Genomic DNA, 15,583 nt, shown 5'->3' with positions numbered 1-15,583 from the left:
TCCACCTATCCGCAGCGCATCCCGCGCCGAATTCCTGGTGACAAACCAGGAAGGACGGCACGGTGCGGCGGATAGCAGTGATCGGCAGCGGCATATCGGGGCTCACCTCAGCCTGGGTGCTCGCCCGCGACGCGGAAGTCACCCTGTTCGAGGCACAACCGCGGTGCGGTGGCCACGCGCACACCCATGAGCTGACGGCCCGCCGCGGCAGCGCCGCCGTCGTCGGCGTCGACTCCGGCTTCATCGTGCACAACGACCGCACCTATCCGACGCTGCTGCGGCTGTTCGCCGAACTCGGTGTCCGGACCCAGGAATCCGACATGTCGATGTCGGTCTGCTGCGAAGGCTGCGGCCTGGAGTACGCCGGCGCGAAGGGGCTGACGGGCCTGTTCGCCACACCCGGCGCGGTGGTCTCCCCGCGTTACCTGCGCCTGCTCGCCGAGGTGACGCGTTTCCACCGGCTCGCCCGCGCCGAGCTGGCGCGCGGCGTGGCAGATGGTCAGACACTCGGCGAATTCCTCGGCGCCGCAGGGTTTTCCCGCTACTTCGTCGCGCATTTCATGGTGCCGCTGGTCGCGGCGGTCTGGTCGTGCCCGCCGGACGTCGCGCTCGACTACCCCGTCGGCTACCTGCTGGCGTTCCTCGACCACCACGGCATGCTGACGGTGTTCGGTTCACCGACCTGGCGGACGGTGACCGGAGGTTCTGCACGGTACGTCGAAGCGATCACCGCGCGCCTGCCTTCGGTCCGCCCCGGCGTACCCGTGCGCACCGTCACCCGGACCACCGACGGCGTGCTGGTGCGTGACGACGCCGACCGGGTGGAGCCGTTCGACGCCGCCGTCATCGCGACCCATCCGAATCAGGCCCTGTCGATCCTCGACCGGCCGACGGCCGACGAGGTCGACATCCTCGGCGCCCTGCGGTACTCGATCAATCACACTGTGCTGCACACCGATACGTCGCTGCTGCCGCGTCGCCGTGGCGCCCGGGCGTCGTGGAACTACCGGATGCCGTCGTGCACCGTCCAGGCCGACGAGGTCCTGGTCAGTTACGACCTCAACCGGCTGCAGCGACTCGACGCGAGCACCGACCGGCGGTTCGTGGTGACGCTGGGCGGCGGCAGCCGGGTCGACCCGGGCCAGGTCATCGCGACCATGCTGTACGACCATCCGCAGTACTCCCCCGAGTTCCGCGCCGCGCAACAGCGGCTACACACGCTCGGCGATCACCGGTTGGCGTTCGCCGGCGCGTATCACGGCTGGGGCTTTCACGAAGACGGCGCGGTGTCGGGCGTCGCCGCGGCCGAACGTCTCGGTGGTACGTGGAGCGGCCCGGTGCCGCCCCTGCTGCGGCCGGCGGGGAATGTCGTATGAGCCCACCACAGATCGTGCGAACCAGCATCCACCACAGGCGGACCGTGCCGGTGCGGCACGCGTTCACCTACCGCAGCTACAGCTGGCTGGTCGACCTCGACGCCGTGCCCGAGTTGCCGCGCCTACTGCGGCCGTTGGCCGGCTTTCACGCCGCCGACCATGCCGGCGATCCGAACCGCACACTGCGTGAGAACGTCGAGGCCTATCTCGGTGACCACGGCATCGACCTCGGCGGCGGCCGCATCCGAATGCTGGCCAATGCCAGGGTCTTCGGCTTCGTGTTCAATCCGCTGACCGTCTACTGGTGCCACGACGCCGCCGGCGCACTGGTGTGCGCCATCGCCGAGGTGCACAACACCTACGGCGGACGCCACCGCTACCTGCTGCGCGCCGACCATCGCGGCGAGGTCACCGTGCCGAAGGCGTTCTACGTGTCGCCGTTCAACCCCGTCAGTGGCCGGTACGTGCTGCGGGTTCCCGAACCGGCGCGGGGCCGGCTCGGCGTGGCGGTCACGCTGCTCGACGCGGCCGGCGAGGTCGTCATGACGGCCACCTGGACCGGGTCCGTTCACCCCGCCCGTCCCACAACCGTTCTGACCACCGCACTGGCAGCGCCGCTGGCGCCGCTGCTGGTCCTCGCCCGCATCCGCTGGCAGGGCGTGCGCCTCTGGGCGCGCGGACTGCCACTGCATCCCCGCCCACAGGAGGCCGCCCTATGACGAATCAACTCCACGACGGTGCCGCCGCGTACGATCCGTTTTTGCCGGCCAGGTGGACCGAAATCGCCCAGGTGCCAAGCGGTCTGCGCACCCGGCTCGGCACGCCCGTCACGCGGGCGTTGTTCCGGGCCGCGGTACGGGACCTGCCGGTGCGGGTGGAGTATCCGGACGGCACCGTCCAGGGTGCGGCCGGCGCCGATGATCCGGCCGCACCGCGAATGTTGTTGCACCGCCCCGACGATTTCTTCGGCCGGATCGCGAACAGTGGCCTGATCGGCTTCGGTGAGGCGTACATGGTCGGCGACTGGTCCGCACCCGAGCTCACCGCCGTGCTCACCGCGCTGGCGTCCCGCATCGACACGGTCGTGCCGGCCGTGTTCCAGGGCCTGCGCTCGGTGCTGCTGCCACGAACGCCACGCAACCACCGTGGCGCGCAAGCGGATACGCGTGCGAACATCGCCCATCACTACGACCTGTCCAACGAGTTCTTCAGCATGTTCCTCGATCCGACGCTGACCTACTCGTGCGCGCTGTTCGACACGCTCGACCCGCCGCCGGCGTGGCGCGACCTGGCGGCCGCGCAGCACCGCAAGATCGACCGGCTGCTGGATGCCACCGGCGTCGGCGCCGGCACGCGGCTGCTCGAAATCGGCACCGGCTGGGGCGAATTGGCGATCCGCGCGGCGCAGCGTGGCGCGCACGTACACACCGTCACACTGTCGCGCGAGCAGCAGCTGCTGGCTCGGGAGCGCATCGCCGCCGCCGGGCTGTCGGACCGGATCACGGTCGAGCTGTGCGACTACCGCGACATCACCGGCACGTACGACGCAATCGTCTCCATCGAGATGATCGAGGCCGTCGGGTATCGCTACCTACCGGCGTACCTGCGCACGCTCGAGCGCCTCCTCGAGGCCGACGGCCGGGTCGGCCTGCAGCTGATCACCATGCCGCACAAGCGCATGCTGGCGTCCCGCGACACCTACACGTGGGTGCACAAGTACATCTTCCCGGGCGGGTTCCTGCCGTCGGTCAAGCTCATCGAGAAGTCGGTCAGCACACATACCGCACTGCGCATCACCGACCGGCATTCGTTCGGACCGCATTACGCCCACACGCTGCGACTGTGGCTGCAGCGTTTCACCGCCAACAGCGCCGGCGCCGACGCGCTGGGGTTCGACCGCATCTTCCGGCGGATGTGGCGCTTCTACCTCGCCTACTCCGAGGCGGGCTTCGCCTCGGGCTACCTGGACCTGCACCAGCTGGTCCTGCAGCCGAAGGCGCGATCGTGAGCACGCCGCCCGGATCCGACGGGTTGCGCCAGATCGCCCCGGTTCCCACGCCGCCGTGCGACGATTCCCGCATGGATGGTGAGCCGGACCGCGCAGCGCTGCTCACCGCGATCGCTGACGGCGACAGAACGGCTTTCACCGAGTTCTACGACCTGACCTCGCCACGGGTTTTCGGCCTCGCCTACCGCGTCGTGCGGGACCGGACCCTGGCCGAGGACGTCGTGCAGGAGGTTTTCCTCCAGGTGTGGTCCTCGGCGGCACGGCAGTACGACCCCGCACTGGCCAGCCCGATCGGCTGGCTCATGACGTTGACCCACCGCCGCAGCATCGACCGGGTGCGCTCGGAACAGTCGGCCGCCGACCGCAACCACGCCTACGGCGCCTCGAACCTCGGCCGCGAGCACGACACCGTCGCCGACGAAGTGGGACAGCGACTCGACGAGCAGGAGGTCACCGACTGCCTCGACGGATTGACCACCGTCCAGCGCGAAGCCATCGGCCTGGCGTACTACAGCGGCCACACCTACCGGGAGGTCGCCGAGCACCTCGACGTCACGCTCCCCACCATCAAGGCCCGTATCCGGGACGGCCTGATCCGCCTGAAGAACTGCTTGGGGGTGGGCACCGATGCCTGACAGCTACACCGACGACGAACAGCAATTGCTCGATCTGGCGTACGTATACGCACTCGACGCGGTGTCCGAGGCCGAACGTTCGGACATCGCCGGCCGCCTCGGCATCGCCGCGCCGCACACCGCGCAGGCGTTCGCCCGGATCGTCGGCGACACCCAGGAGACCATGGCACTGCTCACCGCGAGTGACACCCTGACGCCGCCGGCCGAACTGCGCGCGCGCATCCTGCAGGCAATCGGTATCCAGTCGGCCGAGCACAGTTCGGATGAGTTGGCGCTCAGGCGAACCCGGCGACGCCGGTTGCTCGTCCGACTCGCGGCGGCCGCCGCGGTCATCTGCGCGATCGTCATCGGCACGACGGTCGTCTCCGACCGCTTCACCGAGCACCCGGGACAGCCGACGGTGTCGCAGGTGCTGGCCAACCAGGACATCCGCACGTACTCCGCGCCCGTCGCCGGGGGCACCATCACCCTCAGCGCGTCGCAACAGGCGAACGCCGTCGTGGTGGCCATGGCGGACGTGCCTGCGCCACCGGCAGGCCACGTCTACCAGATGTGGTTCATCCCGGCGTCGGGCGCGCCGCGGTCCGCCGGCACCATGAGCGCGGACACCATGCCACCGCCCGGCGGCGAGGTGATACCCGCGCTGGACGCGGCCGCCAAGGTGGCCGTGACGGTCGAGCCGGGCTCCGGGTCCAGCCAGCCGACGAGCACCCCGGTCGTCGTCGTCTCCCTGACGTGACGGCCATGGCCGGCGCCTTCTTCGACGATCTCCTGGACCGCACCGTCGTGCTCGGCTACTCCCGCGTGGGACTGGCTGTGCGCCAACAGTTCTGGCAGACGCCCGAACTGCCGGACGAGGCACTCGCCGGCCGCACCGTGCTCGTCACCGGGGCGAACTCCGGTATCGGCAAGGCCATCGCCACCGAACTCGCGGCGCTCGGGGCGACGGTGCTGATGACGGTGCGCGACCGGGCCCGCGGCGAGGCCGCCCGGCGCGACGTGCTCACCGACGTACCGGGAGCCAAGGTGGCGGTGGAGGTGTGCGACGTGTCGCACCTGGCCGCGGTCCGGTCGTTCGCCGCGGACCTGCTGTCCCGGCGGCCGCGGCTGGACGCCGTGATCCACAACGCCGGGGTGATGCCCGAGGAGCGGACGGAAAGCGCGGAGGGACACGAGCTTTCGCTGGCAACCCACGTCCTGGGCCCGGTATTGCTGACGGAACTCCTGCTGCCGGCGCTCACCGCCGCGCCCGACCCGCGGGTGGTCCTGATGTCCTCTGGCGGTATGTACACCCAGTCGCTTCCGGTCGATGACATCGAGTACCGGCGCGGGCATTACCGCGGCGCCACGGCGTACGCGCGCAGTAAACGCGTACAGGTCGCGTTGACGCCACTGCTGGCGCGGCGCTGGCCCGAATTGATGGTGGCCGTCATGCATCCCGGTTGGGCCGACACCCCGGGCGTCGCGCAGTCACTGCCCGGGTTCCGCCGGCTGACGCGCCCGATCCTGCGGACGTCCGAGCAGGCCGCCGACACCGCGGTCTGGTTGACGGCCACCGAACCCACCCCGGTTTCCGGACAGTTCTGGCACGACCGCCGCATCCGCCCCACGCACTACCTGCCCACCGGCCGGGACGACGACGCCCAGGTGCGGCAGGTGTGGCAGTACTGCGCCGCTGCCATCGGTTTGTGAGGACCTGCCGCGCAATCAGATTCGTGCGAGTTCGCGGCGAAGTCCGCGCGCCCCGTCGTCGAGAAGGTGTGCCACCGCGAGTTGCAGCAGGGGCTCGATCCACCGCAGCCACCCCTGGAACGCGAACCTGATCCGGTAGGTGACCTCGGTGCCGTCGGGGTGCGGAGCCACGGTGATGGTGTCGCGCGCGACCAGGTACTGATTGACCCCGCGCAGTTCGATCGCCTGCCCCGGCGTCAGGCTGGTGACTTCGTATGTGATCTCCGACGTACGGCCGGCGAAGCGGGACGTGTTCGCGTAGCGGGTACCCACGCCGCCGTCACCGGCGATGCGTTCGGTGTGCACGGTGCCGGGGTCCCACTGCGTCGTGGTCGTGAAGTCCGCCAGGTACGCGAAGACGGCGTCCGCAGGCGCGGCCACCACCACCTGACGCTGCGCGTCGATCATCGGGCCGCCTTTCCCAGCTGGTGGCGCAGGCACTGCTCGAGATCCGGGCGCCGGAACCGGTGCCCGGCGGCGATGAGCCGGCCGGGCACCACACGCTGACTGGCCATGGCCAGCTCGCGCGCCCCCTGCCGGCCGAGCAGGAGCGCCGGCCCGAGGGCGGGCACGGGCAGCACGGCCGGACGGTGCAGCACCCCGGCCAGGGTCCGCGTGTAGTCCACGTTGCGGACCGGTTGCGGGGCAACGGCATTCACCGGACCGGACAGCCCGGCGTCGACGAGGGCGCGGTGGTACACATCGACGAGGTCGTCGATGTCGATCCAGGACAGCCACTGCCGCCCGTTGCCGAGCGGGCCGCCGAGACCGGCGGCGAACAGCGGCCGCATCAGTTGCAGCGTGCCGCCGCGCGGCGTCTGCACGATGCCGGTGCGGACGTTGACGACGCGCAGTCCGGCGTTGGATGCAGGCGTCGTCGCCGCTTCCCAGTCGGCGACGACGTCGGCCAGGAACCCGTCGCCCGGTTGCGCCGATTCGTCGAGGTGTTCGTCGGCCCGGTCGTCTCCGTACCAGCCGATCGCCGACGCGCTGACGAACACCGACGGTCCGTCCGTCGCCGCCGCGGCGCACTCGGCCAGCCGGCGGGTCGGCTCGATCCGGCTGTCACGCACCGCTTTCTTGTGCCCGTCGGTGAACCGGCCGGCAATCGATGCGCCCGCCAGGTGCACCACGGCGTCGACGCCGTCGAGCAGATTCTCCGCGGGTGAGTCGGGATCCCAGCGGCGTTCGGTGTCGTCGCGTGGTTCGCGGCGCACCAGCCGGATGACCCGGTGGCCACCGGTGGACAGAAAGGCGGTCAGGGCGCTGCCGACCAATCCCGATGCCCCGGTCACCGCGACCGAGCCGGGACGTGCACCGTGTTCGCGCGCCCACTGGTGAGCGGCCAGGTCGTCGCTCAGCTGGCGATGGCGGTAGCGGAACGTCGGCTCGAGCAGGTTCCCGGGTACCGGCGCATCGACGCGGTCGGTGACCCGGGTGCGCCCGTCGCCGACGGCGTCGAAGCAGTGTTCGTGCCGCCAGTGCCCGATCAACTGTGTTGGCAGCGAACGCAATCCGTCGCGGCTCAATTCGTCGACGAACCGTGCGGGCGGCGCATAGTCGGCGGGATTGTGTTGTGCGTTCCAGCGCAACCCGCCCGGCAGACCGAGCACGGCGCGCCCGTCGGCCAGCGACGCTGCTTCCGCGACCACGCTCATGGGCTGCCATGGCGGCAGCATCCGGTGGATGGCACCCGGCCGCGCATGCCAGGCGAACACGTCGTCGCGTGGCGCGTCGACCACACTGCTGTACTCGATTCCCATCAAACCTCCGAGTCGAATCGGTCTCAGTGGGATTCGGAGCCAACCGGTTGGCGGATGGGTCTGATCAGTTGGCCGGCTTGTAGCTGAACGACACCTTGCCGTCGGCGACGTCGGTGACCGTCAGGGTGTAGGCCCGGTTCTGACCGCCGACGACCGCGGTGCACCGCTGCGTCGCCCCGACCTTGCTGTCCACATCCCCGGCGCACGTGACGGTGCTCGGGCTCTGGCCCAGCTGCGAGGCAAGGGAACTCTCGGCCACCGACTTCTCCAGCACGGGTGTCAGGCCGTAATTCATTGCGAGGCCGGACACTTCGCTCACCAGCGCGGTGCGCCGGCTGGTGAACCCGTCATCGGTGATGTCGCACAACGCCACCGCGCCTTGCTTGCCCTCCAGTCCCGACAAGCACGTCACCGAGTCCGGGGCCGCCTTGCGGGTGCGGGTCACCATGTCCGCCACAGCCGCTTCCAACTGCGTCTTGGAGACCGCCGGGGTCATCGAATAGCTGACCTTGCCGCCCTCGACGCCGGACACCGTGATGGTCGGCTGGATGCCGTAGGCCGGTGACATCGTGACGTCGCACCGCGTGCTCTGCCCGACCTTGGCGATGAGGCCGCGTTCGCAGATCACCGCCTGCGGCGGCTGGCTCGTGAAGGCGTCGTGGATCGCGCGCTCCAGCGACGCCTTGTCGACCATCGGCAACTGCGCCGACGGCTTGGCCTGGACGGCTTCGGGTTCGGGGCGCGTGAGGCTGTAGACCAGCGCCGCGAGCCCCGTCAGCAGCAGCCCAGCGATGACGACCAGTGCCAGGATGCGCGCCCTCATACCCGCTATTGTGCCCGGGCTACATCAGGTCGTTTGCGGGCACGTCATTTCGGTGCTCGCGGTACCACGCCACGGTGCGCGCCAGGCCGTCGTCGAGGGCCACCTGCGGCGACCAGCCCAGCGCCCGCATCTTCGAGATGTCCGGGCACCGGCGCGGTGTGCCGCCGGCCTGCAACTCGCCGGGCTTGATCTCGAGCTCGACCCCGACGGCCCGGCCGATCCGCTCGGCCAGCTCGCGGACGCTGAGTTCCTCATCGCTGCCGATGTGGTAAACCTCGCGGTGGCCGCCCTTTTCGTACATCGTCAAGATGCCCTGGACGATGTCGTCGACGTAGCAGAACGAGCGCGTCTCGCTGCCGTCACCCTGGATCGGGAAGGTCGGGTTACCCGCCTCCTGACAGCCCAGCGCCCGCAGGATGAACTGCGGCTCCACGTGCTTCCACCCCATGTTCGGCCCGAACACGTTGTGCGGCCGGAAGACCTGCACCTGCCGGTAGTGGTCCTGCCCGTAGTTGAAGGCGATCAACTCACTGACGATCTTGCCGCCGCCGTAGGAGTACCGCGGGTTGAGGCTGTCCGGCAGCATCAGCGGGATGGTCTCGGGCGTGGGGATGATCGCGGGCGTCTGGTAGACCTCGGCGGTGGAGGCGACGATGAGGTCGGGCACCCCCGCCGCGCGGCCGGCGTTGGTCACCGCGAGCGCGCCGCGCAGGCCGACGTCGAGGACCAGTTCCGGTTGCTTGTAGAAGTTCTCGGTGCCGTTGATGGCGGCCAGGTGCATGACGACCTCGGCGCCGGCGAACGCCTTCTCGAGGGCGTCCTGATCGCGGACGTCACACGTGAAAAGCTCGACGTCCGAAGCGACTTCGGCGAATCGGCTGGCATCGCCGCGGACCATGGAGTCCACGACCGCGACCTGCCAGCCGTCCCGCACCAGCCGCTTGACCAGGTAGGCGCCGATGAACCCGCCACCACCGGTGACCACGACCTTCTTAGACACGCTCGACGACCTTTCCGCTGCGGCCCACGGCGAAGTAGCTGTCGCCCAGCTCGGTGGCCGGCAGGTGGCTGTAGTGGTTCCAGTAGTCGAAGACGAAACCGTCGGGGCTGATGAACTCGCTGATGGTGCGCGGCGAGATGGTGCCCAGCGACGGGTGGTTGTTGCCGAGGACGACAACGTCCGCACCGCTCACCGCGTCACCGAACCGGTTGTACACCTTGTGCCCCGGGAACGCTTCGGCCAGAACATCATTCGGCGTGACGGGGTCGTAGACGCCGATCTCGGCATCCGGGTGCGCGGCCTTCAGCTCGTTGAACACCTTGATGGACATCGACCCGCGCAGGTCGCTGGTCTCGGGCTGGCCCTTGAACGCCATGCCCAGCAGGTTGATCTTCAGCGGCCCGTCGGCGCCCAGCTTCCGGCGTGCGATCTCGCTGGTGATGAAGCGCACCGTCTCGGCCGGCTGACGCTCGTTGACCAGACGGCCGGCGGCGGTGATGTCCAGCGTGACGCCGCGTTCGCGCACGCTCTCCATCAGGATGTGCGGGTCCTTCTCCAGGCACGGACCACCCACCAGACCCGGCAACGGGATATTGGTGCGGTTGTATCCGAGTTTGCCCGCCGAGATCACCTCATAGGCGCTGACACCGAATGCGTCGCAAATCCGGGCAACTTCGTTGGCAAACGCGAATTGAACATCGCGGAACGTGTTGCTCACCAATTTGATGATCTCGGCGGTCTCGATATCGGAGACCAGCACGATCGAGCTGGTGAGTTTCCGGAATACCGCGGCGGCCCGGTCGGCGACCGCCGGGTCGTCAGCACCGACGATCTGCGGCAGCTCACGCAATTCCTGCAGCGCCTTGCCTTCCAGGGTGCGCTCGGGGCACATCGCGATGTCGAAGCTCTTGCCGCTGGCGGCCAGCATCGGCGCCACCACGTCGCGGGTGGTGCCGACCTTGACCGTCGACCGCAGGATGACCAGCGCGCCGTCCTGCATGTTCCCGGCGATGTCACGGGCCGCGGCCTCGATCATGTCGACGCGTGCGACACCGTCCGCCGACAGCGGGGTGCCGACGGTGATGATGTACGTGTCGCACGAGAAGCTGTCGTCAAAGGCGGTGACGGCCTTCAGTTTCCCGAATCGGGTGACGCCCTCGAGGGCGTCGGGCAGTCCGGTCTCCGTGAAATGCGGCAAACCCTGATTGGTCATATCGACCAATTCCTGGCGGGTCTCGATTCCGATGACGGAGTTGCCGGCCTCGGCCAGCACGGTGGCCAGCGTCAGCCCCACATATCCCAGGCCGATGATTCCGACGTCGTATTTCTCTGGCAAATCCTCAATCCCTCCGGTCAGCCCTGTGGGAGACGGCTGATGTCATACCGCAGCGGTTGTCGCGCAAACAAGTTTCGACCTTACGGGTCGGCGGCGCATTTCGGGCCTAGGTACGCTCACAGTGTGCCGCTGCCCGCAGACCCACATCCCGCTTTCGCCACCTATGCGCATCCCGATCGCCTGGTGACCGCCGACTGGCTGTCAGGCAACATCGGACGCCCTGGTTTGGCCATCGTCGAATCCGACGAAGACGTCCTGCTATACGACACCGGCCACATCCCCGGCGCCGTCAAGATCGACTGGCATACCGACCTCAATGACCCGCATGTCCGCGATTACATCGACGGCGCGCAGTTCGCCGCGCTGATGGATCGCAAGGGCATCAGCCGCGACGACACCGTGGTGATCTACGGCGACAAGAGCAACTGGTGGGCCGCCTACGCGCTGTGGGTGTTCACGCTCTTCGGGCACCCGGATGTCCGCCTCCTCGACGGTGGCCGCGACCTGTGGATCACCAACGGCCGCGACACCACGCTGGACGTCCCGAGCAAGCAGACCACGGGGTACCCGGTGGTCGAGCGCAACGACGCCCCGATCCGCGCCTTCAAGGACGACGTCCTCGCGATCCTCGGCAAAGAGCCGCTCATCGACGTCCGCTCGCCGCAGGAGTACACCGGCGAGCGCACCCACATGCCCGACTACCCGGAGGAGGGTGCGCTGCGCGGCGGCCACATCCCCACCGCGCGGTCCATCCCGTGGGCAAAGGCCGTCGACGACAGTGGACGGTTCCGCAGCCGCGCCGAACTCGATGAGCTGTACGGCTTCATCTCCCCCGACGACAAGGCCGTCGCCTACTGCCGCATCGGCGAGCGCTCCAGCCACACCTGGTTCGTGCTGACGCACCTGATCGGTCTGCCCGCCGTCCGCAACTACGACGGTTCGTGGACCGAGTGGGGCAACGCGGTGCGGGTGCCCGTCGCTGTTGGCGAGGAACCGGGGCCGGCGCCGGCATGACCGTCCCCGCGGCCCTGGCCGAGGTGGTGTCGGATTTCGCCGACGTCCAGGGACAGGACAAGCTGGCGCTGCTGCTGGAGTTCGCCAATGAACTCCCGCCGCTGCCGGCGACGCTCGAAGAAGCCGCCATGGAGCCGGTACCGGAGTGTCAGTCGCCGTTGTTCCTGCACGTCGACGCCGGCGACCCCGAGCATGTGCGGCTGTACTTCAGCGCACCGGCCGAGGCCCCGACGACGCGCGGTTTCGCGGCCATCCTCGCGGCCGGCCTCGATGGTCTGCCGGCGTCCGACATCCTCGCGGTGCCCGACGATTTCTACGCGGACCTTGGCCTGGCCAAGCTGATCAGCCCCCTGCGGCTGCGCGGCATGTCGGCGATGCTGACGCGCATCAAGCGCCGCCTGCGCGACGCCGCGTAACTCGGGTACGGCTCAGAAGAACGGCAGCTTGAACTTGCCGCTGTAGTGCAGCGCGTCCGGGTTGCGCTGCCCGATGATCTTGCCGGGCACGCCGCCGACGATGCCGAACGGCGGCACCTCTTTGTTCACGACGGTGTGTGCGGCCACCACGGCGCCGCGGCCGAGCAGGCACGGCAGGATCATGGCGCGCGTCGCGATCCACACGTGGTCGTCGATCACGATGGGGTCCGGCGGGTTGGGCGCCGGCACGAAGTTCGGGTGGTTGATGTCGTGCCCGCCGGCGATGATGTGCGTGTCGCTGGCGATGACGACGTCGTTGCCGATCGCGATGCCCGCGCGCGCGTCCAGCAGGCAGCGGAAGCCGATGGACACCCGGTCACCGATCACCAGGTACGGAATCGACCAGACGCTCGTGCCGCGGTTGATCGCGGTGTCCTTGCCGATCGTCGCGCCGAACAGCCGGAGGTAGCCCAGCCGGATGAAGTGGAACGGGATGTGCGTGACGACCGAGCTGTAGAACAGCGCGGCGTAGGTGTCCCGGATGCGGTGCCAGAGGGTCTCGCCGGGCAGCTCGTGCTTGAGGATGTTGCCGTCCTCGTCGGTGACCCATTGCATCTTCGGTGGGATGCGGACGTTCGGGTTGACCGCTCGCTTGCGCGCGATCAATTCGGGGTCTGAGGCCTGCGGCTCGACGAACAACGGTGTCCCCTTACTCGTGGCTCCCCGGCGGGTCCGGTGCGGCATCAGTATCACCCAAGCAGATGTTCGGTGAGAAAGCGCGGGTCAAGCGGGTCGCTTGGGCAATCTCTAAGAAAACGTCCCGGCGCCCGCGTATCCCGAAGTGGGGATCCGCCGGTTAGGCCTTACACTGCACGCGATACATTCTTAAAGACATTTCTTAGAGAACCGCCGTCAGGAGGCACTGTGGCCAACCACGCCAGTTCCAAGATCTCCAAGGTGCTAGTCGCCAACCGTGGAGAGATTGCCGTCCGGGTCATCCGGGCTGCCAAGGACGCCGGACTGGCCAGCGTCGCCGTTTACGCCGAGCCGGACGCCGATGCGCCGCACGTGCGGCTTGCCGACGAGGCCTTCGCCCTGGGCGGGCAGACCTCGGCCGAGTCCTACCTCGTCTTCGACAAGATCCTCGACGCCGCTGCCAAGTCGGGCGCCAACGCGATCCACCCGGGCTACGGCTTCCTGTCGGAGAACGCCGACTTCGCCCAGGCCGTCCTCGATGCCGGGCTGATCTGGATCGGGCCGAGCCCGCAGTCCATCCGCGACCTGGGTGACAAGGTCACCGCGCGCCACATCGCCGCCAAGGCCAACGCGCCGCTGGTGCCGGGCACCCCGGACCCGGTGAAGGACGCCGACGAGATCCTGGCCTTCGCCAAGGAGCACGGCCTCCCGATCGCCATCAAGGCCGCCTTCGGCGGTGGTGGCCGCGGCATGAAGGTCGCCCGCACCATCGAAGAGATCCCCGAGCTGTTCGACTCGGCCACCCGTGAGGCCGTCGCGGCCTTCGGCCGTGGCGAGTGCTTCGTCGAGCGCTACCTGGACAAGCCGCGCCACGTCGAGGCCCAGGTCATCGCCGACACGCACGGCAACGTCGTCGTCGCCGGTACCCGCGACTGCTCGCTGCAGCGCCGCTTCCAGAAGCTCGTCGAGGAGGCCCCCGCGCCGTTCCTGTCCGACGCGCAGCGCAAGGAAATCCATGAGTCGGCCAAGCGCATCTGCAAGGAAGCCGGCTACTACGGTGCGGGCACCGTCGAGTACCTGGTCGGCCAGGACGGCCTGATCTCGTTCCTCGAGGTCAACACCCGTCTGCAGGTGGAACACCCGGTCACCGAGGAGACCTCGGGCATCGACCTGGTGCTGCAGCAGTTCAAGATCGCCAACGGCGAGGCCCTGGACATCACCGAGGACCCGACCCCGCGCGGCCACTCGTTCGAGTTCCGCATCAACGGCGAGGACGCCGGCCGCGGCTTCCTGCCGGCCCCCGGCCCCGTCTCCAAGTTCGAGGCGCCGACCGGCCCCGGTGTCCGCATGGACTCGGGTGTCGAGACCGGTTCGGTCATCGGTGGTCAGTTCGACTCGATGCTGGCCAAGCTGATCGTCACCGGCGCCACCCGCGAAGAGGCCCTGGCCCGCTCGCGTCGCGCGCTGGCGGAGTTCAACGTCGAGGGTCTGGCCACGGTCATCCCGTTCCACCGCGCTGTGGTCTCCGACCCGGCCTTCATCGGTGACGGCGACAAGTTCGACGTGCACACCCGCTGGATCGAGACCGAGTGGAACAACACGGTCGAGCCGTTCACCGGCGGCGAGGCACTGGACGACGAAGACGCCGCGCCGCGGCAGAAGGTCGTCGTCGAGGTCGGTGGCCGTCGCGTCGAGGTGTCGCTGCCCGGCGACCTGGCCATCGGCGGTGGCGGCGGTGGCGCAGCCACCGGTGTCATCAAGAAGAAGCCGAAGCCGCGCAAGCGTGGCGCTGCCGGCGGCAAGGCCGCCTCGGGTGACTCGGTCACCGCGCCGATGCAGGGCACCGTCGTGAAGGTCGCCGTCGAGGAGGGCCAGCAGGTCTCCGCGGGTGATCTGATCGTGGTACTGGAGGCCATGAAGATGGAGAACCCGGTGACCGCGCACAAGGACGGCACCGTGACCGGCCTGTCGGTCGAAGCCGGCGCCGCCATCACGCAGGGCACCGTCATCGCGGAGCTGAAGGACTAGTTCTTTCTGTCCGCCGGGTGGCCAGTTCTCTGGTCACCCGGCGGATTTTTTTCATCATGGAACCCATCGAGATCAACGCCGGAGCCTGGTATCTGCGCGCCCTGCGTGCCGACGACCGGATGGATGACCGGCCGTCGCTGGCGGATTTGGGTGAGCACTCCCCCGATCACGTCGAAACCCGTACGGCGCAATGGGAATCCGACACGTTGTACTCGTGGGCGGTCTGTGAGCCGACGACCGGCGAGTTGCTCGCCGAGATCACTTTGGACCCCGCCACGCGGGAGATTGCCGTACGGACCCGCGCCGGGTTCGACGAAGCCGCCGCGACGGGCGTCGAGTCCGTGCGCCGCTTCGCGGCCGCGATGCTGGGCTAGAACAGCAGCACCGGCAGGCTCATCGTCAACACGATGGACATCAGCAGTAACAGGAACCAGCCGGCGCCCTGCCAGGCCCACCAGACCTGGTCACCGCGCCAGGTCCGATAGGTCCGGACGAAAGCCCATACCCCGCTACCGAACAGGAACAGCGGGCCGGCCAGCGCCAGGACAGTTCGATACGGCATGGTGCAGGCGGCGGTGTCGTAACCGTGGCAGTGCCGGACCCAGACTGCCGCCAGGACCATGAAACCGACGCCGAGGCTCCCCATCACCAGAGCGAATCGCGCGGCCTGATGCACGCTGGGATCGTCGTCGCGAAAGCGATCGGTTGTCGGGCTGAGCATCGTTATCACCGCCAACCCCAGTATGCGCCTGGTGGA

Annotated in this window: 17 protein-coding genes; 10 read left to right on the top strand and 7 right to left on the bottom strand. The window is 68.7% G+C overall.

Annotated features, from left to right (window positions below; genetic code table 11):
• Nucleotides 1–62: 62 nt before the first annotated feature.
• The 6 genes from BR47_RS0116510 to BR47_RS0116485 are packed head-to-tail and all read left to right on the top strand — an operon-like array spanning nucleotide 63 to nucleotide 5,711.
• A complete protein-coding gene (locus tag BR47_RS0116510; protein WP_029120192.1) occupies nucleotides 63–1,376 on the top strand; it encodes an NAD(P)/FAD-dependent oxidoreductase in 1,314 nt (437 codons plus the stop codon).
• On the top strand, nucleotides 1,373–2,095 hold the full coding sequence (locus BR47_RS0116505; protein WP_029105548.1) for a DUF1365 domain-containing protein: 723 nt from the start codon (nucleotides 1,373–1,375) through the stop codon (nucleotides 2,093–2,095). Before BR47_RS0116510 ends, BR47_RS0116505 begins: the two co-directional genes overlap by 4 nt.
• A complete protein-coding gene (locus BR47_RS0116500; RefSeq protein WP_020102869.1) occupies nucleotides 2,092–3,384 on the top strand; it encodes an SAM-dependent methyltransferase in 1,293 nt (430 codons plus the stop codon). Before BR47_RS0116505 ends, BR47_RS0116500 begins: the two co-directional genes overlap by 4 nt.
• Nucleotides 3,381–4,019, top strand: a complete 639-nt coding sequence (gene sigK, locus BR47_RS0116495) for an ECF RNA polymerase sigma factor SigK (RefSeq protein ID WP_020102868.1) — start codon at nucleotides 3,381–3,383, stop codon at nucleotides 4,017–4,019. The genes BR47_RS0116500 and sigK overlap by 4 nt, the downstream gene beginning before the upstream one ends.
• Entirely contained in the window at nucleotides 4,012–4,758 is a 747-nt protein-coding gene (locus BR47_RS0116490) for an anti-sigma factor (RefSeq protein ID WP_029120191.1), read from the top strand. The genes sigK and BR47_RS0116490 overlap by 8 nt, the downstream gene beginning before the upstream one ends.
• 5 nt (nucleotides 4,759–4,763) lie before the next feature.
• Nucleotides 4,764–5,711, top strand: coding sequence for an SDR family NAD(P)-dependent oxidoreductase (locus tag BR47_RS0116485; protein ID WP_029120190.1), 948 nt, complete (start codon nucleotides 4,764–4,766; stop codon nucleotides 5,709–5,711).
• 15 nt (nucleotides 5,712–5,726) lie between these two features.
• Here BR47_RS0116485 and BR47_RS0116480 read toward each other — a convergent pair whose 3' ends face one another.
• The 5 genes from BR47_RS0116480 to BR47_RS0116460 form a co-directional block, all read right to left on the bottom strand.
• Entirely contained in the window at nucleotides 5,727–6,158 is a 432-nt protein-coding gene (locus tag BR47_RS0116480; protein WP_029120189.1) for an SRPBCC family protein, read from the bottom strand.
• A complete protein-coding gene (locus BR47_RS0116475) occupies nucleotides 6,155–7,513 on the bottom strand; it encodes a TIGR01777 family oxidoreductase (RefSeq protein ID WP_029120188.1) in 1,359 nt (452 codons plus the stop codon). Before BR47_RS0116475 ends, BR47_RS0116480 begins: the two co-directional genes overlap by 4 nt.
• A 64-nt stretch (nucleotides 7,514–7,577) precedes the next feature.
• Nucleotides 7,578–8,336 (bottom strand): DUF4333 domain-containing protein, encoded by a 759-nt coding sequence (locus BR47_RS0116470; RefSeq protein WP_029120187.1) that lies wholly within the window; start codon nucleotides 8,334–8,336, stop codon nucleotides 7,578–7,580.
• A 19-nt stretch (nucleotides 8,337–8,355) separates the two neighbouring features.
• On the bottom strand, nucleotides 8,356–9,336 hold the full coding sequence (locus BR47_RS0116465) for an NAD-dependent epimerase/dehydratase family protein (protein ID WP_029105546.1): 981 nt from the start codon (nucleotides 9,334–9,336) through the stop codon (nucleotides 8,356–8,358).
• Nucleotides 9,329–10,672, bottom strand: coding sequence for a nucleotide sugar dehydrogenase (locus BR47_RS0116460; RefSeq protein ID WP_020102861.1), 1,344 nt, complete (start codon nucleotides 10,670–10,672; stop codon nucleotides 9,329–9,331). Before BR47_RS0116460 ends, BR47_RS0116465 begins: the two co-directional genes overlap by 8 nt.
• A gap of 123 nt (nucleotides 10,673–10,795) precedes the next feature.
• On the opposite strand from BR47_RS0116460, the gene BR47_RS0116455 reads away from it, so the two are divergent.
• The gene (locus BR47_RS0116455; RefSeq protein ID WP_020102860.1) at nucleotides 10,796–11,686 is read left to right on the top strand and encodes a sulfurtransferase; all 891 of its coding nucleotides are present in this window, start codon (nucleotides 10,796–10,798) and stop codon (nucleotides 11,684–11,686) included.
• Entirely contained in the window at nucleotides 11,683–12,102 is a 420-nt protein-coding gene (locus BR47_RS0116450) for a SufE family protein (RefSeq protein WP_029120186.1), read from the top strand. The genes BR47_RS0116455 and BR47_RS0116450 overlap by 4 nt, the downstream gene beginning before the upstream one ends.
• A 12-nt stretch (nucleotides 12,103–12,114) precedes the next feature.
• On the opposite strand, the gene BR47_RS0116445 is transcribed toward BR47_RS0116450, so the two are convergent.
• On the bottom strand, nucleotides 12,115–12,846 hold the full coding sequence (locus BR47_RS0116445; RefSeq protein WP_231506727.1) for an acyltransferase: 732 nt from the start codon (nucleotides 12,844–12,846) through the stop codon (nucleotides 12,115–12,117).
• A 180-nt stretch (nucleotides 12,847–13,026) separates the two neighbouring features.
• On the opposite strand from BR47_RS0116445, the gene BR47_RS0116440 reads away from it, so the two are divergent.
• A complete protein-coding gene (locus tag BR47_RS0116440) occupies nucleotides 13,027–14,826 on the top strand; it encodes an acetyl/propionyl/methylcrotonyl-CoA carboxylase subunit alpha (protein WP_020102857.1) in 1,800 nt (599 codons plus the stop codon).
• Between the two features lie 56 nt (nucleotides 14,827–14,882).
• On the top strand, nucleotides 14,883–15,200 hold the full coding sequence (locus BR47_RS0116435) for a hypothetical protein (RefSeq protein ID WP_029120184.1): 318 nt from the start codon (nucleotides 14,883–14,885) through the stop codon (nucleotides 15,198–15,200).
• Here BR47_RS0116435 and BR47_RS0116430 read toward each other — a convergent pair.
• Complete coding sequence (locus tag BR47_RS0116430; protein ID WP_029120183.1) at nucleotides 15,197–15,547, bottom strand: hypothetical protein; 351 nt, start codon at nucleotides 15,545–15,547, stop codon at nucleotides 15,197–15,199. The two genes, BR47_RS0116435 and BR47_RS0116430, sit on opposite strands and share 4 nt — an antisense overlap.
• Nucleotides 15,548–15,583: the final 36 nt, after the last annotated feature.

This window comes from Mycobacterium sp. UNC410CL29Cvi84, from assembly GCF_000686745.1.
Taxonomy (GTDB): domain Bacteria; phylum Actinomycetota; class Actinomycetes; order Mycobacteriales; family Mycobacteriaceae; genus Mycobacterium; species Mycobacterium mucogenicum_B.
The sequence above is the reverse complement of the archived record's forward strand: the minus strand, read 5'-3'. Positions and strand labels throughout refer to the sequence as shown.